We start from the raw sequence: 20,905 nt of genomic DNA on the forward strand, positions 1-20,905 counted from the left end.
ATTTTATGTTATTGAGTATAAAAAAAGTCCCCAAAAAACTGCATCTTCTTGGGGACTTTTTTCTATCCTTCTATTTCATTTACCAATTCTTCATACCAAGCTTCTCCATATCTTCTTACCAAAGCATCCTTTAGAAATTTGTAAACAGGAACTCCCAATTTACTTCCAAGACTACATGCTGGACTGCAAATATGCCAACGATCATAATTTAAGGCTTCAAACTGGTCGTATTTGGTAATCCGAATGGGGTACATATGACAGGAAATCGGCTTTTTAAAGGAGATTTTTCCATCAAGGTAAGCTTGTTCGATCCCACATTTCAAAATTCCCCTATTGTCATACAAGGCGTAAGCACACTCTCTATTTTCTCCAATGGTGGGAGTGCCCTTATCTCCGTCCTTGTCAATGACCCAAGTGCCCTCTCTTTCTATGACTTTCCTTCCTTCCTCAGTAATGTAATCCTTGACAATTGGGTAGATTTCCTCTATAATTTTGGTCTCCTCATCTTCTAAAGGCGCACCGGCATCTCCTTCGACACAACAAGCCCCTTTGCATTTTTCAAGATCGCAGACAAAAAACTGTTCCTTGATATCATCACTTAAAACCGCATTCCCGACTAAAATCATATTATCTGTATTATTAGATTGCAAAGGTAAGTTTATTCTTAAAGGCTAAAAACGATTCTTATGCTCATTTTCGCCGCACGTAAACATCTTTACTCAACTTTGCTATTACCTTCCCTTCCTTGTCTTTGATCTCACAAGGAAATGTGAAGACCTTTTTCCCTAATTCATCTACCTCCTCTTTGACAATTTTTATTTTCTCCTCAGGTATGGAGAACTCTGCATAGACAGTCCCCTTTCCTGGTCTTTGAAAATCTATACTGGCCGCTTTGTCCCATACTATATATTGCTCCCCTAAATTGATCAATAAAATAAACATAAAGAATGGATCACACATCGCATACAAAGACCCACCAAAAGCTGTACCTACAAGGTTTTTGTTATACCATGTCAATTTGAGTCTGACTTTGAAAAAAGTAAAATCATCATTGTAATCAATCACCTTGATCCCCGAGAAAAAATAAGGAGGGTAAATATTCATCAACTTGATCAGTCGCTTATACTTTTTGAATCTTTTGCTGTCCATTGTAGATTTTAATAAATGTATATCCGCTTTCATACCAGTGGAATCTATAAGCAAGAATTAACTTGTGATTTAGAACCAATATCTATAAATATCAGGTATCTATTAGTATCCGTTTGCCAAAAAACCATAGTTTAGTTGATTAGTGGCATGATTGCGGATAATCATATTTTAATATTTAGGAATCATACAAAAAGGATATGACCTCGTCATCGCATCATTCTGAGATTTTAAAATTTGTCATTTCCACAAAGAGAATGACAGTATGGTCCGCGTCATGCTGAACGGAGCCTACCCCATGTAGGCAGACTTGCGGAGTTGAAAGCCTGTCCCGCAGCATTGCGGGGGATCTCCTTCCCTTGAGAGTAGGAGATTCTTCTCCCGTATAGCTATCGGGATCAGAATGACGATCCCTACAAATCCGTCATTGGTAGCCAAATTAAAGATTATCTATAAAATCAAAATGAATATAAGCAAAAAAAGAACCGTTCCGATGACTCGGAACGGTTCAACCCAGCACTATGAAGAAAAGCTTATTAAAGCCTTCCAATACATAACATGGCCGGATAAGTAATGTTTATGAAAATAAATATTTTTTTTCTTAAAACCTGAATTCATATCCAGCTGTAATAAATCTTGGAATTCCTACCCTGATTCCCTGAGGTCTTCTGGTAGCGATATACCTTTCATTGGTAAGGTTTTTAATACTAAAATTAAACCTTGAATTCCACTTTTCTACGTCATAGCTAAAAACAGCATCAAACAAATTATAACCAGGTATCCAGCCTATTCTTCCATCTGCAGAAGCCTCAACTGTATTTAACTCATCGCCGAACTGATCACCTACAAAATTCCCCACTAACCTAAGCCCAAAGCCGGACTCAGTCCTCAATGTCAGGGCAGAGTTTACAAACCAATTGGGTGCATAAGGAGTCCTATTGCCATTGATGTTGGTACCATTGATGAATCTATCTTCAGAATACGTAGCCCTTAAGAAAGTAGCATTAATATCGTAAGTCAAGCTCACTCTTGTCATGCTCAATAAATTACTCAGGTCCATAACCACGGCGGTTTCTATACCTCTATTGAGTGTCGCTCCACCATTGACCAATCCAAAACCTAATCCACCTGCTGACTCTGAGACTGGGATTACCTGATTGCTAAAGTTCATCACAAAACCAGTAGCTTCTACAAACAACCACCTGGTAGGTTCTGTCCTGAATCCAAGTTCATAGTTCACGCTTTGTTCCGCTTCAAGATCCAAGGCATCGCCTAAAGAAGTGATGGCATCTTTTGTTCTTGGAGGAGCATAGCCTTTGTGCACACCTCCAAAGATATTGAATACATTCACAGGACGGTAGTTAAAGCCGACACCCGGAATGATCTCATTGATCACATTTGCTGCGACAAGTACGGTATCCCTTATCCCTATATTGGCGAAGTTTCTTCTTCTGATATCTCTTTCGTAATTAAAACTCTCAAACCTCACACCTGCATTGAAGTCAAACTTTGAAGTAATTCTCATCTTATTTTGCATGTAGGCAGCAATGGCATGACCGGTTCTTACCTCATCCTCTACGAGGTTACCGCTTTGTACTCCCGCTTTTGTTCCATTCACCCTTTGTTCATTCGCTCTTTCGTACAAAAACCTTGTACCCACAATCAGCTCATTTTCAGTATTAAAAAGCTTATGGTCAACTTCCAGCCTTGGTTCCACACCAGCTACTTCAAATTGTCTATTCCTGTTACCGGTACCATCTCTCATGAAAATGGCTCCTCCTGGCACTTCTCTGTCACCCCATACCACACCAGTCCAGTTTGAAGGCGGTGTATTGTCATTGTTGATAGAGAAATCCTGTCGATTCCAGTTTCTTGTAGTTCTATAGCCATAAGCTATTGTCCTTAACCTGACATTCTTATTGAACCTGTATTTATGACTGAAGCTTACAGAATACCTGCTTACATCCAATTGGTCATCAGGTGCAACCCTTGTAAAATCCTGTCCACCTTGGTCAAACATGACTTGATTAATCCCGACATAGGTGGAATTTGAAACCTCATTGTATATGCCTAATTTCATTCCCAACTCAGACTTTTCATTTACTTTGAAAAGGAACTTGGTGTTGAAATCTGTAATGTCAAATTCAGTTGGGCCTATGTTATTGGCAGTTTTTCTCAATAAATTGGCTTGAATTCCAGTGTTACCGAAAGTATTTCCATAATTGACTAATCCTGAGAAAAATCCACCCTGTCCACCTTGAACATATACAGAACCTTCTTCTTCCTGTGGTGGGTTGGCAGTGATATAGTTGATCACCCCGCCTATCGTCTGAGGACCAAAAAGTATCTGTCCAGAACCTTTGAGAATCTCTACTCCCGCCATTCTGTCCATTGCAGGTGTGTAGTACATTTCCGGTTCACCGTATGGTGCCAAAGCTACTGGCACACCATCCTCCATCACCAAAACACTCCTGCTTCTATCTGGGTCAAGCCCACGGATACCCACATTCACACGCATCCCAACACCTTCTTCATCCACTACGTGAACACCGGGAGACCTTCTTAGCACTTCATTTCCGCTTAATGGATTGACGGTTTTAATCTCTTTTTTATCAATAAAGGTAACTGAACCTGGAACTCTGCTGAAAACCCGATCTTTGTTTGCGATTACTTCTATTTGGGGCATTTCTACTCCAGTTTCTTCAAAAACAAGATTTACTTCACTCATTTTACCACCTATGATTGTGACATTTCTGGTGAAAGACTTGAAGCCAACTGCAGAAACCTTAAGCGTGTAATCACCGTCAGGCAAGTCATATATTTCAAACGAGCCATCAATATTGGTATAGGTGCCTTTCACAGTTCCTACCACCATAATATTCGCATATGGAATGGTCTCTCCTTCTATTGTGGAAACCTTTCCAGCTATGACCAAGGTATTATCACTTGATCTTGGGTCGAAATTTTCATTGGAAAACGCGGGTGACTGACTAGCGAATAAAAAGAGAATTGCGAAAATTCTCGATAAACCTTTGTATGACATCAATTAAGAGTACTATTTAGATTTGGTTTAAATTAACACTGCAAATGTATTTGTTATTTAAACTTAATCCAAATAAGGCTAAAAAGTTTCAATACTAAATTATTATAGAAATGTAGGTGCTATAGAAAAAAGCTATCAAAGCGACTTCAACTGCTCAATAAAATCCATCAAACTAAAAAATCATACGAGGATTGCTTGAATTTCCTTTAATTTGCAAGGTGCAAGCCGACCTGTCGTCGTTCCGCTCTGCGGGAGGGAGGAAAGTCCGGGCAACATAGAGCGCCATACTTCCTAACGGGAAGGGATCAGGCTGGCGACGGTCTGATTACAGATAGTGCCACAGAAAATATACCGCCTTGATCCCGATAGCTATTGGGATAGGGTAAGGGTGAAATGGTGGGGTAAGAGCCCACCGTCCTGGCAGTGATGTCAGGAGCAGGGTAAACCTTATGGGTTGAAAGACCAAATAGGTCCCGCACCGGATTCAATTCCGGAAAAGGCGGCTCGTCTTTCTGCGGGATGGGTAGGTCGATGGACCTTGGTTGCAAAGCCAAGGCTAGATAAATGACAGGTAAATCATTCATCAGGAATGAGGAACAGAACCCGGCTTATAGGCTTGCACCTATTTTAAACTAAAATCTGATATGTCTAAAATCCTAATCATCGATGACGAAAAAGTCATCAGAGCCACACTCAAAGAAATCTTAGAGTATGAAAATTATAAAATTTCTGAAGCACAGGATGGTGAAGAGGGTTTAAAAATGCTCCAAGAAGAGGAATTTGACTTGGTTCTCTGTGATATCAAAATGCCTAAAATGGATGGCTTGGAAGTATTGGAACAAGCCTCCCTATTGGACAAACAACCTCAGTTTATCATGATTTCGGCACATGGATCCATAGAAACGGCTGTGGAAGCTACCAAAAAGGGGGCATTTGACTTTGTACCTAAGCCACCGGACTTGAATAGGCTTTTGTTGACCGTCCGAAATGCACTTGACAAAAAGAACCTCGTCTCCGAAACTAAGGTATTAAAGAAAAAGCTTTCCAAAAAACTTGATATGGTAGGTGAATCTGCAGCCATACTTCAGGTCAAGGAAACCATTGAAAAAGTAGCTCCTACAGACGCAAGGGTATTGATCACAGGTCCCAATGGAACTGGAAAAGAACTGGTAGCTCACTGGCTACACAAGAAAAGTAACAGGTCCACTGAGCCATTTATAGCTGTCAATTGTGCCGCAATTCCTGCTGAACTTATCGAAAGTGAATTGTTTGGTCACGAAAAAGGGTCTTTCACCTCAGCTGTCAAGCAAAGGGTTGGGAAATTTGAACAAGCAAGCGGAGGAACCTTGTTTTTGGATGAAATTGGCGATATGAGTTTATCTGCCCAGTCCAAAGTACTGAGGGCTTTGCAAGAGCATAAAATCACAAGAGTAGGTGGAGACAAGGACATCAAAGTAGATGTACGTGTTCTTGCCGCTACAAATAAAGACCTTAAAAAAGAGATTGAGGAAGGCAATTTCAGGGAAGATCTATACCACAGGTTAAGTGTTATTCTTATTCAGGTACCAGCACTCAAGGATCGCAATGAAGATATTCCATTGTTGGTAGAAAAATTTCTTGATGATATCGCCAAAGAATATGGTACTGCACAAAAAGACATATCCTCAGAAGCCCTAAAAGAGCTTCAAAAGTTTCCTTGGACAGGTAATATCAGAGAGTTGAGAAATGTTGTGGAAAGACTTGTAATATTAGGTGAAAAAACCATCAGCTTGGATGATGTAAAAAAATATGCTGACTATTAATGGTCAGCATATTTATTATCCTTTAATTTCAGAGTTATCTATTGCCTTTGCATAGGCAGGACAAGGCTTGCTTGCTGCACAAGAACTAAGAGCCAAAACTCCCAAAGCCATTACTACTATCGCTATCTTTTTCATGCTATTTTTTTATAAACTTGATCAAATATGTTTAATTATAAAAGGAATACAAAATTAATTAACCATTAAATTACAGCCTCTTATCTCAGAATTATCCATTCTACCCAAGATTTCAAGGTTTCCGTTTTTATCAAATCTCCCCAAGTCTTGTGTCTCAATAAACGCACAACTGTGGAAGTTGGCAAGATCTATCACATTGATCCCCCCTTGTTTGCGGTTTGAATAAGTAAAAGGGTCATTCACATCCCTAAGCATAATATGCATGCTATTGGGAAGTGTATATTTTCCATCACCTTTTGAGTAGGCTTGAGACAACAATTCTGTCATTCCATATTCCGAATGAATTTCCTCTTTCCGAAAGTATTTTTTCAAAACCTGATGAACTTCCTCCCTTATCATTTCCTTTCTCCTACCCTTCATCCCTCCTGTCTCCATGACTATCAACTGAGGGGTTTTTGGAAATTCCAGACCACTTTCAGCCAGATCCAACAATGCAAAAGTAACGCCTAAAAGAAGTATTTTACCTGGTTTCTTCCCCAAGCTTATTATCGTATCCAACAATTCTTGTTGATTGTATAGATAAAAGCCAGAATAATCGGAACGGGATTGCTCTATAAAATATTGTGCCATACTTACCAAAGAGCTTCCTTTTCTTTCAAGATATGCAGGCAGTAAGGCTAGCACATGAAAATCTCTTATTGATCCATATTCTTTTTCAAATAGACGCAATGCATGCTCCAGGTAGAATTTCTCTGACCAGAAATAATGCCTGCTGGTAATCACACCTGTAGTTCCACTACTAGAATAAAAATCCTGAAACTCATGTTCACTGCCACAGATCACTTTATGGTCTTTGAAAAACCTTATTGGGAGAAAAGGAATCTGTTCCAAAGACTTCACATTTTTTGCTTCGATTTTTCTGGCATTTATATAAGACTTGTAGATATTATTGTGCTCTGCCTGGAACCGAAAGAGCTCCAAAGCCTTCATTTCAAAAATATTTTCATTAATGGCAGGTATATCCTGCTCAAAACTTTTGAAATACTTCGTCGTTTTATAATTTGTCATTGTAAAATTGATCAATTTTACGCCCAAGCCGAAAGGTTGTAAATTTATGCCAGCATGAGCAGTGTAAAAAATTATATCTATTTATTCTTTATTCTTTATATAGTGACCTCCTGTGTTTCCCCACCGGAAAATTTCCCATCTGTTCCTGAGATCACATTTGAAGATATGGCTTTTTCAAGTGCATCTGGTGCTGACTCTCTGATAGTCAGAATCGGGTTTCGAGATGCTGAAGGAGATTTGGGTCTCAACCCTACTGATATCGACCCTCCCTTTCAACCGGTTAATTTTAAAAGAACCAATTTAGGGGAATTGATTCGTTATTCCCAAAGGCCACCCACAGCACCAAGTTATAACCCGATAGACTGGGTCATCAACCCTATTGTTAATAATCAGACAGTAAGGGATACTGTTTGGGTGGAACAAAATGAAAACCACAATAATATTTTCATCAGATTTTTCATCAAAAGAAATGGGGATTTCACGGAATACCGCTGGCAGGATCCTCCATTCTTCACCACTTTTAATGGACGTTTCCCAAGAATCCTCAACAACAATCAAGGTCAACCAGTAGAAGGTAGTTTGCAATATGCCATGCTTTCTTTTGGTTGGGAGTCAATCTTCAGAAATGATACCATCCGTATAGATGTTCAGATTCAGGACAGAGCGCTCAACAGAAGCAACATCGTCTCCAGCCCTGAGGTCACCTTGAGTCAAATCAGAAGAACCCCAAGATAAAAAAGGCCCTGTATTTACAGGACCTTTTTTTATTTAAGAAATGAATATCGCTTTTTAAATTGCTGGGAACTTACTTGGATTGGCTTCATGCATGATCCCATATATTTTCTCTACCACATCCTCCACAGAAGGTTTGGAAAAATAATCACCATCAGATGAATAAGCAGGCCTGTGGGCTTTTGCTGCTAAAGTAGCTGGTTCTGCATCTAAGTGATAATAAGCTTTTTGCTCCTCAACAACTTGCTGCATCATATAAGCAGAAGCACCTCCTGGCACATCCTCGTCCGCAAACAATACCCTATTGGTTTTTTTGATAGATTCGACAATACTGTGGTCAACATCAAATGGCAATAAAGTCTGCACATCTATGATTTCAATATCAATATCCATTTGAGAAAGCTCATTTGCAGCTTCTTCAATTATCCTGCACATAGAACCATAAGTTACCACTGTGACATCCTTTCCTTTTCGAATGATTTCAGGCTTACCTAAGGCAACTTTATATTGACCTATATTAGAAGGCATTTTTTCTTTCAGCCTGTATCCATTCAGACATTCGATCACCAAAGCTGGTTCGTCTGATTGCATCAGAGTATTGTACATACCCGCAGCTTGTGTCATATTTCTTGGAACACACAAAAGCATCCCTCTCAATGAATGCAATAACATCCCAATCGGAGAACCTGCATGCCAAACTCCCTCTAGTCTGTGACCTCTTGTCCTTACAATCAACGGTGCTTTCTGACCTCCTTTGGTTCTGTAATGCAAACAAGCAAGGTCATCAGACAAGGTCATCAAAGCATAATGGATGTAATCCAAATACTGGATTTCGGCCATTGGGCGAAGTCCTCTCAGAGCCGCTCCAATCCCTTGACCAATGATAGTTACTTCACGGATACTGGTATCAGTGACCCTATGCTCACCATATTTGGCCTGCAATCCAGCAAAAGCCTGGTTGACATCACCGATTTTACCAACATCTTCTCCAAAAGCCAAAAATCTTGGATCAGTTTCTAGAAGATTGGTAAAACATGCCTGTAATACTTCTCTGCCATCTACAAGAGGTGCCTCCTCATCGTACTCAACTGCCACTGGTTCAACATTGGCACTACTGAATTCTGACTGAGAATACAAGTGACTGCTATACCTGTCCTCGTTGATTTCTTGTTGGATTTCATACCAAGACCTAAGATCAGCTTTTGCTTCCTCATTGTCCGCTCTCATAAGCCACAATGCCCTTCTTACCGAAGAAATAACATCCTTTCTTATGGGATTAAGCGTTTTGGAAAGCTCGTCTGCAATGTTACTGACAGCTTGCTTCTGTTGAGACTTTCCAGCGGCATTCTTTATTAGAGAGACTGCCTCCTTAAGCTCATTTTTAATTTCATTAGAAAAAGCCTGCCAAGCGGCATCTTTTTCTTTTTTGGTAAACGCTTTGGCTTCCTGATCAATTGCATCAAGCTCTTCTGCTGTCGCAATCTCATTTTCTATTAAATATTTCCTGAATTGGTCAAGGCAATCAAATTCCTTTTCCCATTCAAGTCTCTCTTTGCTTTTATATCTTTCGTGTGATCCTGAGGTAGAGTGCCCTTGAGGTTGGGTTACTTCTACTACATGTACCATTACAGGGACATGTTCTTCTCTGGCTATTCTAGCTGCATTTTCATAGGCCTTGTCCAAAGCCTCATAATCCCAACCTTTGACTACAAGGATCTCATAACCCTTTTCGTCATCATTTCTTTGTAGCCCTTTAAGGATTTCAGAAATACTGCCTTTTGTAGTGTGATATTCATTGGGTACAGATATTCCATATCCATCATCCCAAATAGAAATGACCATAGGAACCTGAAGTACACCGGCAGCATTTACTGCTTCAAAAAACATCCCCTCAGAAGTAGATGCATTTCCTATTGTCCCCCAAGCGACTTCATTACCATTGTTACTGAATTGAGTCAATGATTTAAGATTTTCATTTTCCCTGTACAGTTTGGATGCATACGCAAGACCAAGAAGCTTTGGCATTTGTCCTGCTGTTGGAGAAATATCAGCAGAAGAATTTTTCATTTCCGAAAGATTCTTCCAAGTACCGTCATCGTGTAGAGAACGCGTGGCAAAGTGACCATTCATCAATCTCCCTGCTGATGCTGGATCCGCCTCAACAGATGTATGTGCATATAATTGTGCAAAATATTCTCTTATGGAAAGCTGACCGATAGCAAACATGAATGTCTGATCTCTGTAATAGCCTGCACGGAAATCTCCATCCTTAAAATGCCTCGCCATTGCAATTTGAGCAAGTTCTTTACCATCTCCGAAAATCCCGAATTTGGCCTTGCCCATAAAAACTTCCTTCCGACCCATTAGAGAGGCATGCCTACTCTCTAACAATAACCGAAAGTCATTTAAAAATTGCTGTTTGTCCTGAGTTTTTTTCCTTTTATTCTTTGAGAATGTAGCCACTTTTGTCATTTTAATTAATCAATTAAGCTATTTTGGGTGTATGTCACTTGTAGTGCAAGTATTTCAAAAATAGAGAATTTTCACTTTCTAACAAATTCCAAAAGAGAATAATTTTTAATTTTTTCGATAAAAAATTTTGATTATGAAACATTAAATTAAAATATGCAAAATTTTATTTCACAAAATTGAATAAACCATAAATTATAAAAAGTAATCATGAGTATATACCATATAATTACTGTAAAATCCATAAAATTATGGATGTTCAAAATTTTCCATTTTTAAACAGCATTAATCAAAATTAAATTAAATATATACGTTTAATTCAGATGTATATTTTGATTTAGGTCATTTTTCGTATTCGAATCAAAATAATGAATAGATTTTGTATTGAATCTAAGTGTGCTTGTTATATTTGCGCAATCGATTTAAAAATCCAAATATTAGCATCATGATAATAGGTGTTCCGAAGGAAATTAAAAATAACGAAAACAGGGTAGCATTGACCCCTGCAGGTGCCACAGAACTTGTAAAGAGAGGCCATCAGGTATTTATTCAACACACTGCTGGTGAGGGAAGCGGGTTTACTGACGACGCATATACTGCGGCAGGTGCAGCCATTCTTCCTACCATAGAAGATGTCTACGCCATAGCTGAAATGATCATCAAAGTAAAGGAACCTATCGAACCTGAGTACAAGCTGATCAAAGAAGGACAGTTATTGTTCACCTATTTTCACTTTGCTTCTTACGAGCCTTTGACCAAAGCAATGGTTGAAAGCAAATCTGTTTGCTTGGCTTACGAAACAGTAGAAAAAGCGGATAGAAGCCTACCATTATTGGTACCTATGTCTGAAGTGGCCGGAAGAATGGCCGTTCAAAAAGGAGCTAATTATTTGGAAAAACCGTTGAAAGGACGAGGAATCCTTCTCGGGGGTGTACCGGGAGTATTACCTGCAAAAGTACTCATTCTTGGTGGTGGTATCGTAGGTACGCAAGCCGCTTGGATGGCTGCTGGCCTAGGTGCTGATGTAGTGATCATGGATGTTTCACTTCAACGAATGAGATATTTGGCTGATGTGATGCCTGCCAACGTTCGTACCATGATGTCCAACGAATATAATGTAAGGAATTTGATCAAGTCTGCAGATCTTATCATTGGAGCTGTTTTGATTCCAGGAGCAAAAGCTCCCCACTTGATCACGCGTGACATGTTGGCGGATATGAGACCGGGAGTTGTGTTGGTGGATGTTGCTGTTGATCAAGGCGGTTGTATCGAAACATGTAAGCCTACTACTCATGAAAACCCAACCTACATCATTGATGATGTGGTTCATTATTGCGTGGCCAATATGCCAGGTGCGGTTCCATATACCTCCACATTGGCTTTGACCAATGCTACCCTCCCATATGCGATCCAGATAGCGGAAAGAGGCTGGAAGAAAGCAGCACAGCTAAACCCTGAATTGGTACCTGGATTAAATATCATTCATGGTGATATCGTTTATAAGGCGGTAGCTGAAGCTTTTGATATGGATTATGTTCCTGTAGAAAAATATTTGGTTGACTAAGTGCAATTATCAATTATAAAAAAAGCCCCTGATCACTTCAGGGGCTTTTTTTATAATATGTAAAACCAGTCAGGCAAAGGGAATTTCACAACACACAATCAACTGAATTATAGCTTTTTCTCTATTACCTCAATACCTGCTTTTTTGATCAGCTCATTGTTGATGACAACGGAAGGGGCTGATTTACAGAAATCCATGCATTTGGTTTTCACAATCTTGAATTTGCCCTTGTGATCATCAGATTTGATCAAGTCCTTGACCTCGGCTTGCAGTTTCTTGCAGCCTGCTTTTTTGCAGTCAGATCCATTACAAATGAAAATAAATCTCCGGTAGGTCGCCATCAGCTTTCTATATTGGTTTATTGTTTTTCATTAAGGCTTGGCTATAACGATCGAAGCTAATCAGGGACATACACCATGTCGCTTTTTCTTTCCTCCCTCATCCTTCACCCTTTCTTAGATCTCTCCTACGTCGAGATGACAAGGTAAAGCTAGTGTTCAATATTGGTGCTGGAATTGTAAACTTCTCTTTGTCTCTTGGCATAAGGTTGGCGCATGTCTTTCATCCTTCATCCTTTCTTATATCTCTAGCTTCTCGACTCATTCAAAAACCTTCGAGGTTTTGATTCCGAGCTATCGGAACTCAAAGGCCACTCAACCCACTCTTGTTTCTTGTATCTCGTCTCTCCTTGTCTCGCTTCTCGTCTATCGCTTCTCTCCTACATATTCCTCCTATATTGCCCTCCTACTTCATAAAGCGCATTGGTAATCTGACCCAGCGAACAATATTTGGCGGCTTCCATCAGGGTGTCGAAGATGTTGCCATTTTGGATGGCTACTTCCTTTAACTCTTCAAGGTGCTTGATCGCCTCATCTTCATTTTTCTTTTTCAGGATATTAAGGGTCTGAATCTGTGCCTCTTTTTCTGCTTGTGTTGCTCTGATGACTTCACCCGGTATCACAGTCGGTGAACCCTCAGAAGAAAGGAAAGTATTTACCCCTATGATTGGATACTCTCCTGTGTGTTTTAAAGTTTCATAATGAAGGCTTTCTTCCTGAATTTTACCCCTTTGGTACATGGTCTCCATGGCACCGAGCACTCCTCCCCTTTCTGTAATCCTATCAAATTCCAAGTTCACTGCTTCCTCTACCAAGTCGGTCAATTCCTCAATGATAAATGAACCTTGCAACGGGTTTTCATTTTTGGCCAAGCCCAACTCTTTGTTGATGATCAACTGAATTGCCATTGCCCTACGAACAGAAGCCTCAGTAGGAGTAGTGATAGCCTCATCATAAGCATTGGTATGCAGAGAGTTACAGTTGTCATATATCGCGTAAAGTGCCTGCAAGGTAGTTCTGATATCGTTGAAATCAATCTCCTGCGCATGAAGCGACCTTCCAGATGTCTGTATGTGGTACTTCAACATTTGCGACCTTTCGTTAGCACCGTATTTCAATTTCATGGCTTTGGCCCATATCCTTCTTGCCACCCTGCCTATCACTGAATATTCCGGATCAATTCCATTGGAGAAAAAGAAGGATAAGTTCGGTGCAAACTTATTGATATCCATACCTCTGGACACGTAGTATTCCACATAGGTGAAACCATTGGAAAGTGTCAAAGCCAATTGGGTGATTGGGTTGGCACCTGCTTCTGCAATATGGTATCCTGAGATAGAGACAGAATAGAAATTCCTTACGCCATTATTGATGAAATACTGTTGCACATCACCCATCAATCTAAGTGAAAATTCTGTTGAGAAAATACAGGTATTCTGTGCTTGATCTTCTTTGAGAATGTCAGCCTGAACAGTACCTCGCACTTTAGTCAAGGTGTCCGCTTTTATTTTAGCATAGACTTCAGCATCCAGTACTTGATCTCCTGATACACCTAACAACATCAAACCCAAACCATCATTCCCTTCAGGAACGGCAGCATTATAGGTAGGAGTTTCGCTTCCTTTTTCCTTATAAATTTTCTCAATTTTCGATTTTACTTCTTCTTCTAAACCATTTTCCTTGATGTACAATTCGCACTGTTGGTCAATCGCTGCATTCATGAAGAATGCTGTCATTGTAGCTGCAGGACCATTGATAGTCATGGAAACAGAGGTCTTTGGATCAGCCAGATTGAAACCTGAATAGAGTTTTTTGGCATCATCCAAGCAACAGATATTCACGCCGGAATTACCGATTTTCCCATAAATATCCGGTCTGTAGTCAGGGTCTTCACCATACAAAGTCACTGAGTCAAAAGCCGTTGAAAGCCTCTTTGCAGGCATACCTTTAGACACATAGTGAAATCTTTTGTTGGTCCGCTCAGGCCCGCCTTCTCCGGCAAACATCCTTGTAGGGTCTTCCCCTTCTCTCTTGAATGGAAAAACGCCAGAGGTATAGGGGAATTCACCCGGTACATTTTCGGTCAAACCCCATTTCAATAAATCCCCCCAAGCTTCAAATCTCGGCAAGGAAACTTTTGGTATTTTTGATTGAGAAAGTGAAGTGGTGTATGTCTGCACTTTGATTTCTTTGTCCCTGACTTTAAAGACGTAGAAGTCATCTTTATACTTTTGGGCTTTTTCCGGCCATTCCTCCAGCCATTTTTTATTTTTAGGATCGAGTTCTAATTCCACCTCAGCATATACCTCTTGTAATTCCTTTGTCAGGCGGTCCTTATCAGCCACTTTGGTACTTTCTATAGCTTCGATAGACTTTTTGATGCTGTATAGCTTTTGGGCAACTTCCTTTTGATCCCCAACCCATTTGTCATAACTTCTATTATTCTCTGAAATTTCAGATAGGTACCTCGTCCTGGCTGGCGGGATGATGTATATTTTCTCGGACATTTCCTTGGTCACTTCAAAAGAAGACTGCAGGTCTGTCCCGGTTTTTTCTACTAATTTATGGATGATGGCCCTGTAAAGGTTATTCATCCCAGGGTCATTGAACTGAGAAGCGATAGTTCCGAAAACAGGAATGTCCTCATCTTTGATGTCCCACAGGTTGTGGTTACGCTTGTATTGCTTTTTGACATCACGAATGGCGTCTTGTGCGCCACGCTTGTCAAACTTATTGAGGGCAATGATGTCAGCAAAATCCAACATGTCGATTTTTTCCAACTGCGTGGCTGCCCCATATTCAGGCGTCATCACATACAAAGACATGTCAGAGTGCTCTATGATTTCGGTATCAGACTGGCCTATACCGGAAGTTTCAAGGATAATCAAATCAAAAGCAGCAGCCTTCATCACATCCACTGCATCCTGCACATATTTGGAAAGTGCCAAGTTGGATTGCCTTGTAGCCAAAGACCTCATGTATACCCGTGGATGATGGATGGCGTTCATTCTGATACGGTCTCCTAAAAGTGCTCCACCCGTTTTTCTCTTGGACGGATCCACAGAAATAATGGCAATGTCTTTATCTTCAAAATCCGTCAAAAACCTTCTGACCAACTCATCGACCAAGGATGATTTTCCCGCTCCACCTGTACCGGTGATACCCAAAACAGGAGTTTTATTGGCTGCGGACGCCTTTCTGATCGCTTCCAACAAGCCTTTACTTTGCTCGGGATAATTTTCAGCAGCGGACACTACTCTAGCGATGGTTTTTTTGTCCGACTTGTCCAACGCCACATCAGCTGTCACATTGTCTCCAACAGGGAAATCGGATTTTTGCACCAAATCATTGATCATTCCCTGCAAACCCATAGACCTGCCATCATCCGGAGCGTAAATCCTTGTAATGCCATAATCATGAAGTTCTTTGATTTCTTCAGGAAGGATGGTTCCTCCACCTCCTCCAAAAATCTTGATGTGCCCACAACCTTTTTCATGTAAAAGGTCATACATATATTTGAAAAATTCAACATGACCACCTTGGTAGGAAGTAATTGCTATTGCCTGTACATCTTCCTGAATGGCGCAATCTACGATCTCCTGCACGGAACGATTATGGCCTAAGTGAATCACCTCGCAGCCTGTAGCCTGAATGATCCTCCTCATTATATTGATCGCAGCATCATGGCCGTCAAAAAGTGAAGCGGCAGTAACTAACCTGATATGATTTTTGGGTTTATAACTTTCTTGTGTATTGGACATGAACGTATTTGGGTTTGTAATGGAATTCTTTAATTAAAGGCAAAATTGAAACAGATGTTTCAAATGTCATCTTGCTTTGATTGAATACTTTGCGAATATAGGAAAAAGCTAAAGTGTTCCCGAGACTTTTCAGTATTAATCGGAATAATATTTCGATTAAAATGATTTTTTATTGTATTTCAGAATATTATAGAATAGTTTGGTCAAAATAATAAAACTTCACACTATCAGATTGAAGTTTTCCAAATAATGTGGTTTTTTTTGAGTTAGGAAGGCTTAGAAAAAAAATTAAAGTCTTTTGATGTGGTAATACCGATCAATAATTCAACCCCTATCGGGGTTGCGCACACCAGTTATGACTTCATGTCAAACCACCGGATTGCATCCGGGGTAAATAACCTCTGGTATTTAATCCCTGCCTACCGGACAGGCAAGCCTTCGGGATTTTGAGTACCCAGTTTCAGATCTTTAAAATCAGTAATTCAGAAACATATCAGACAGACATGTCCCGATACAATTGACAACAATGTTTTCAGTAACTTTTAAAATCATCTTTTCTGAACTCCGTGAAGAAGGTAGGCTGAAAATCCTTACTCAATACCAACCCCGAAAGGAGTTAAAATCCGAAGGGTATTTACCCCGAGTGAAACTCGGAGGGCAAACACGATACTCATACTCCAAAAATATCTCAACGCCGATAGGTGTTGAATTAAGAACCAAACATACAAAAAACAATCCTCCACAATGACTTTCATCATACTTTTTAGAGGAAAAAAGCCCTTTCTTTGTCTAAATACAAGGATTTTCAACTAGATTTATTTGGAGCAAAATTCAACATCATTAATTGCCCATGAGAACAAGTTCACACATGATGTGATAATTATTCAGGGCATTTAGTATGACCATGAAAAACAAATTATAAACACATGAAATCGAGCCTGCCTGAAGCAGACAGGCATGAGGAAAACCTCACATAGTGGGATGATTATCATAGCGAGATTCCATGTGGCCTTTAAAAAACAAATTATAAACACATGAAACTTTCTCTTTACCTCGGCAGCTATAAAAATGTCAAAGTCTTTATCCATTGGACTTTCTCGCTCCTTTTGCTTTGGATTATCATTTCCAATTGGAGACAAGGGGTTCCTGGAGAAGATATTGTTTGGACCATTTTCTTCGTTTTATTGCTTTTTGGATGTGTCGTATTGCATGAATTCGGCCATGCCTTAGCCGCTCAACGCTATGGGATCCAAACCAAAGATATTATCCTCTACCCCATCGGTGGCGTAGCCAGACTGGAAAAAATACCAGAAGACCCCAAACAGGAACTTTGGGTAGCTATAGCTGGCCCATTGGTCAATGTATTTATTTTCATAGCGCTATCCGTAGTACTTACATTTACAGGTTTTAACCTGGAAAACCTGGAAGAATTAAAGATCAATCCCTCCACTATCTTGTTATACCTGGCGTCTGCCAACCTAATTCTTGCTGTTTTCAACCTCATCCCTGCATTCCCTATGGATGGTGGTAGGATTTTGAGGGCTTTCTTAGCCATCAGACTTCCAAGAGCAAAGGCCACCCAAATAGCAGGTGGTATCGGTCAGTTCTTAGCCATCTTCTTTATTTTCTTTGGGCTTTTCAACAATCCTATTTTGGTACTTATAGGGGTCTTTATTTTCTTAGGAGCTTCGGCCGAAGTGAGCCATACACGTCAGGAAAGTTTCCTCAAAGGCTACAAAGTGAAGGATGCCATCATGATGCGCTTCCCGATTTTGGCATTTGATGCACCGCTATCCAAGGCTGTAGAAAAATTACTCAATTCTCAGGCAACCCATTTTGTCATCGTCAATGATGACGTAGCAGTAGGTACGCTTAGCAGAAACCAAATCATTCAGGGACTCAAAGAGAGTAATGAGCAGCTGCCTGTAGAAAAGGTTGCCGATTTCTCTCCTTTGAAAATAGAAACTGAACAGGACTTGGATGAAGCCTGGAAAGTCATGATGACACAAAACAAAAAAGTGGCATTCGTTATCGAAAACGGTCATTTTCTGGGGATTCTGGACCAGGAAAACATTTCTGAGTTTGTAATGGTCAAGTCTGCGTTGAACAAGTAAAAATAGATTTTTATGCCTAAAATTGAAGTATTCAGTACCAAATGGTATCAGGAAGATACGGAGTCCGCATTAGCCATTTTGGGATCAGGCATCAATGGGTTAGGAGAAGAAGAAGCTTCGCAAAGACTTGAGAAATACGGTAAAAACAAACTACCTGACCGCACGGTCATCAGTCTTAGAAAAATCATTTGGAGTCAACTTTTCAACCCTTTAATCTTCATACTGATTGCAGCAGGCATCGCTTCAGTGCTAATCGGAGAAGCCAAGGATGCCATTTTCATCCTTTTGGTGATTTTGATCAATACGGCTATAGGAGCCTATCAAGAATATAATGCAGAGAAAAGCGCATCCAACTTGCAGAAGCTCCTTAAAATCAAGGCCAGAACCAAGAGAGAAGGAATTACCAAGGAAATCGATGCCGAAGAGTTGGTTCCTGGTGACATTGTCTTTTTAGAATCAGGAAATAAGGTACCTGCAGACCTGAGACTTTTAGAAACAGCCGGATCTGAATTAGATGAAAGCCTTTTAACAGGGGAATCTCAGTCAGTCAAAAAACATACAGATGCCATCCCTAAAGTAACAGAAGTACCGGACCGTAAAAATATGGCCTATGCTGGTGCGACAGTTATCTCTGGAAGGGCTACAGGACTAGTAGTGGCTACAGGACTGGAGACAGAGGTTGGGAAAATCGCCCTCAATGTCCAAGAAGGTGAATCGGCAAAGCCTCCCTTGATTCTCCGAATGGAAAAATTCACAAGAAACATTGCCAATATTGTCATAGTGCTCAGTGTGGTATTGGCCATTATGCTGCGTTTTCAAGGGATGGACTTTGGTTCGATTTTCTTTTTTGTGGTAGCCTTGGCGGTATCCGCTATACCTGAAGGTCTGCCTGTATCGCTTACTGTAGCCTTGGCAGTAGCCACACGCAGGATGGCCAAAAGAAATGTGATCGTTAGAAAGCTTACCTCTGTCGAGAGTTTGGGTAGTTGTACGGTGATTGCTAGTGATAAAACAGGTACCCTGACAGTGAATCAACAGACAGTAAAAAAAATACAGCTTTCAAATGGGCAAGCCTTTGATGTGACCGGTGAAGGTTATAATGGCGATGGAGAAATCCACTCAAATCCAGGAACTTCAATCCCGATAGGTTCCAATGACTCTGAAAACCTTGACAGAATCATCAGGGTATCTCACTTGGCCAATGAAGCTGTTTTGAAAAAATCAGAAAACACTTGGGACCACCATGGAGACGCAATGGATGTGGCCTTATTGGGAATGGGTTACAAGTTAAAAGGAGGTACGACAAGTTTGTTAGCGCCATTCAAGGTCCTTGATATGATTCCTTACGAATCAGAAAGGAAGTTCTCAGGAGCTTTTTATCAAACAGAGAAAAAAATATTCCTTGGTGTAAAAGGGGCGGTGGAAACGATTCTTGATTTTTGCCATTTATCGGACCAGGAAAAAGAGAAACTGACCTCTGAAGCCAATCAATTGGCACTTAACGGTTATAGGGTATTGGGTTTTGCTGAAGGGCAAGTGGATAGTTTTACCAAAAAAGAATACTACCCGGACAATGCCATCCAAAGCCTGGAATTTTTGGGTTTGATCTGTTTTATTGATCCTCTAAGGGGAGAGGCAAAAGATGCTGTGCAAAAATGCAAAGCTGCTGGAATAGAAGTTTTGATGATTACAGGAGATCACCCTGCCACTGCTTCAAACATTGCATTAGAATTGGGCTTGAAGGAGAAAACCAGAAAAGTAGTCACCGGAAAGATGCTAGCTGAAGTGGGTGATACAAAAAGTGATGCCTATGTTGATTTAGTATCATCTACAAGTGTTTTTGCCAGGGTATCTCCTACCCAAAAACTTGAAATTGTGGATGCCCTGATCAATAAAGGAGAATTTGTAGCGGTCACAGGTGACGGAGTCAATGACGCCCCGGCACTAAGAAGGGCCAACATCGGCGTGGCTATGGGTTCAGGTACAGATGTAGCCAAAGAAGTTGGGGCAATGATCGTGGTAGATGATAATTTCTCCTCTATTGTGGCAGGTGTGGAAGAAGGTCGCTTTGCTTATGACAACGTACGAAAAGTGATCTACCTATTGGTATCTACGGGAGCAGCAGAGGTGGTGATGTTTATTTTATCCATATTGGCTGGCTTACCCTTGCCACTTTTGGCTGTACAACTTTTGTGGCTCAACTTAGTGACCAATGGCATTCAGGACAAGGCTTTGGCATTTGAAAGTGGGGAAAAGGAAACCATGCAAAAAAGACCAAGAAAACCTTCAGAAGGTATCTTCAACCGCATCATGTCCGAACAACTGATCCTTTCTGGTCTGGTGATAGGTTTTATCGCCTTTGGATTCTGGCTATACCTACAAAATTATACTGACATTGAAGAAAATTCAGCAAGAAACATGGTTTTGCTCCTGATGGTATGCATGCAAAATATACATATTTTCAACTGTCGTTCTGAGTATAAATCAACGTTCAAAATCCCTATTTATAAAAATTACCTTTTGGTCTTGTTTGTTCTTGCTGCCCAAGGCATTCACATTCTTAGCATGCATATCCCATTTATGCAGGACATCTTACGCATTCAACCCATTTCCATTCAGGAATGGTTGTTGGTATTAGGTCTGGCTTTACCTGTTTTGTTGGTTATGGAGTTATTCAAATTGGTAAAAACCTCCAATAGAACATAGAATAGTTACAAGTTCCATATCAAAATA

The 20,905-nt window shown here is 40.3% G+C and carries 12 protein-coding genes and 1 other RNA gene; 6 read left to right on the plus strand and 7 right to left on the minus strand.

Annotated features, from left to right (window positions below):
* Positions 1–62: 62 nt before the first annotated feature.
* From CLW00_RS09715 to CLW00_RS09725, 3 genes are all read right to left on the minus strand, one after another.
* Positions 63–626 (minus strand): DUF3109 family protein, encoded by a 564-nt coding sequence (locus tag CLW00_RS09715; RefSeq protein WP_106133490.1) that lies wholly within the window; start codon positions 624–626, stop codon positions 63–65.
* Between the two features lie 64 nt (positions 627–690).
* A complete protein-coding gene (locus CLW00_RS09720; RefSeq protein ID WP_106133491.1) occupies positions 691–1,149 on the minus strand; it encodes a PaaI family thioesterase in 459 nt (152 codons plus the stop codon).
* Between the two features lie 598 nt (positions 1,150–1,747).
* Entirely contained in the window at positions 1,748–4,189 is a 2,442-nt protein-coding gene (locus CLW00_RS09725; RefSeq protein WP_106133492.1) for a TonB-dependent receptor, read from the minus strand.
* A gap of 217 nt (positions 4,190–4,406) precedes the next feature.
* On the opposite strand from CLW00_RS09725, the gene rnpB reads away from it, so the two are divergent.
* Both rnpB and CLW00_RS09735 read left to right on the plus strand, forming a co-directional pair.
* An RNA gene (rnpB, locus tag CLW00_RS09730) (RNase P RNA component class A) lies at positions 4,407–4,816 on the plus strand.
* Positions 4,817–4,833: 17 nt separating this feature from the next.
* A complete protein-coding gene (locus CLW00_RS09735; protein WP_106133493.1) occupies positions 4,834–5,991 on the plus strand; it encodes a sigma-54-dependent transcriptional regulator in 1,158 nt (385 codons plus the stop codon).
* A gap of 189 nt (positions 5,992–6,180) precedes the next feature.
* On the opposite strand, the gene CLW00_RS09740 is transcribed toward CLW00_RS09735, so the two are convergent.
* Positions 6,181–7,194, minus strand: a complete 1,014-nt coding sequence (locus CLW00_RS09740; RefSeq protein WP_106133494.1) for a LuxE/PaaK family acyltransferase — start codon at positions 7,192–7,194, stop codon at positions 6,181–6,183.
* Between the two features lie 54 nt (positions 7,195–7,248).
* On the opposite strand from CLW00_RS09740, the gene CLW00_RS09745 reads away from it, so the two are divergent.
* Positions 7,249–7,929 (plus strand): hypothetical protein, encoded by a 681-nt coding sequence (locus tag CLW00_RS09745; RefSeq protein ID WP_106133495.1) that lies wholly within the window; start codon positions 7,249–7,251, stop codon positions 7,927–7,929.
* A 54-nt stretch (positions 7,930–7,983) separates the two neighbouring features.
* On the opposite strand, the gene CLW00_RS09750 is transcribed toward CLW00_RS09745, so the two are convergent.
* Positions 7,984–10,398: an alpha-ketoacid dehydrogenase subunit alpha/beta gene (locus CLW00_RS09750; RefSeq protein WP_106133496.1), complete on the minus strand. Its 2,415-nt coding sequence runs from the start codon at positions 10,396–10,398 to the stop codon at positions 7,984–7,986.
* A 442-nt stretch (positions 10,399–10,840) separates the two neighbouring features.
* Between CLW00_RS09750 and ald the strand changes: the two genes are divergently transcribed.
* Positions 10,841–11,959: an alanine dehydrogenase gene (gene ald / locus CLW00_RS09755; protein ID WP_106133497.1), complete on the plus strand. Its 1,119-nt coding sequence runs from the start codon at positions 10,841–10,843 to the stop codon at positions 11,957–11,959.
* A 107-nt stretch (positions 11,960–12,066) separates the two neighbouring features.
* Here the strand turns inward: ald and CLW00_RS09760 are convergent, their stop codons facing one another.
* Both CLW00_RS09760 and CLW00_RS09765 read right to left on the minus strand, forming a co-directional pair.
* Entirely contained in the window at positions 12,067–12,300 is a 234-nt protein-coding gene (locus CLW00_RS09760; protein WP_106133498.1) for a (2Fe-2S) ferredoxin domain-containing protein, read from the minus strand.
* A gap of 377 nt (positions 12,301–12,677) precedes the next feature.
* On the minus strand, positions 12,678–16,058 hold the full coding sequence (locus CLW00_RS09765; protein WP_106133499.1) for a methylmalonyl-CoA mutase family protein: 3,381 nt from the start codon (positions 16,056–16,058) through the stop codon (positions 12,678–12,680).
* Between the two features lie 1,034 nt (positions 16,059–17,092).
* On the opposite strand from CLW00_RS09765, the gene CLW00_RS09775 reads away from it, so the two are divergent.
* Together CLW00_RS09775 and CLW00_RS09780 are read left to right on the plus strand one after the other, a co-directional pair.
* Positions 17,093–18,172 carry a site-2 protease family protein gene (locus CLW00_RS09775; protein WP_106133501.1) on the plus strand — a complete coding sequence of 360 codons (1,080 nt, stop codon included), beginning with the start codon at positions 17,093–17,095 and terminating at the stop codon, positions 18,170–18,172.
* Positions 18,173–18,184: 12 nt separating this feature from the next.
* Positions 18,185–20,878, plus strand: coding sequence for a cation-translocating P-type ATPase (locus CLW00_RS09780; RefSeq protein WP_106133502.1), 2,694 nt, complete (start codon positions 18,185–18,187; stop codon positions 20,876–20,878).
* The last annotated feature ends 27 nt before the right edge of the window (positions 20,879–20,905 follow it).

The sequence above is a fragment of the Mongoliibacter ruber genome (assembly GCF_003003005.1).
Taxonomy (GTDB): domain Bacteria; phylum Bacteroidota; class Bacteroidia; order Cytophagales; family Cyclobacteriaceae; genus Mongoliibacter; species Mongoliibacter ruber.

Bases quoted from the DNA above. Each gene is read 5' to 3' on its own strand.
- CLW00_RS09715 (WP_106133490.1), bottom strand. From the start codon at position 626: ATGATTTTAGTCGGGAATGCGGTTTTAAGTGATGATATCAAGGAACAG.
- CLW00_RS09720 (WP_106133491.1), bottom strand. From the start codon at position 1,149: ATGGACAGCAAAAGATTCAAAAAGTATAAGCGACTGATCAAGTTGATG.
- CLW00_RS09725 (WP_106133492.1), bottom strand. From the start codon at position 4,189: ATGTCATACAAAGGTTTATCGAGAATTTTCGCAATTCTCTTTTTATTC.
- CLW00_RS09735 (WP_106133493.1), top strand. From the start codon at position 4,834: ATGTCTAAAATCCTAATCATCGATGACGAAAAAGTCATCAGAGCCACA.
- CLW00_RS09740 (WP_106133494.1), bottom strand. From the start codon at position 7,194: ATGACAAATTATAAAACGACGAAGTATTTCAAAAGTTTTGAGCAGGAT.
- CLW00_RS09745 (WP_106133495.1), top strand. From the start codon at position 7,249: ATGAGCAGTGTAAAAAATTATATCTATTTATTCTTTATTCTTTATATA.
- CLW00_RS09750 (WP_106133496.1), bottom strand. From the start codon at position 10,398: ATGACAAAAGTGGCTACATTCTCAAAGAATAAAAGGAAAAAAACTCAG.
- ald (WP_106133497.1), top strand. From the start codon at position 10,841: ATGATAATAGGTGTTCCGAAGGAAATTAAAAATAACGAAAACAGGGTA.
- CLW00_RS09760 (WP_106133498.1), bottom strand. From the start codon at position 12,300: ATGGCGACCTACCGGAGATTTATTTTCATTTGTAATGGATCTGACTGC.
- CLW00_RS09765 (WP_106133499.1), bottom strand. From the start codon at position 16,058: ATGTCCAATACACAAGAAAGTTATAAACCCAAAAATCATATCAGGTTA.
- CLW00_RS09775 (WP_106133501.1), top strand. From the start codon at position 17,093: ATGAAACTTTCTCTTTACCTCGGCAGCTATAAAAATGTCAAAGTCTTT.
- CLW00_RS09780 (WP_106133502.1), top strand. From the start codon at position 18,185: ATGCCTAAAATTGAAGTATTCAGTACCAAATGGTATCAGGAAGATACG.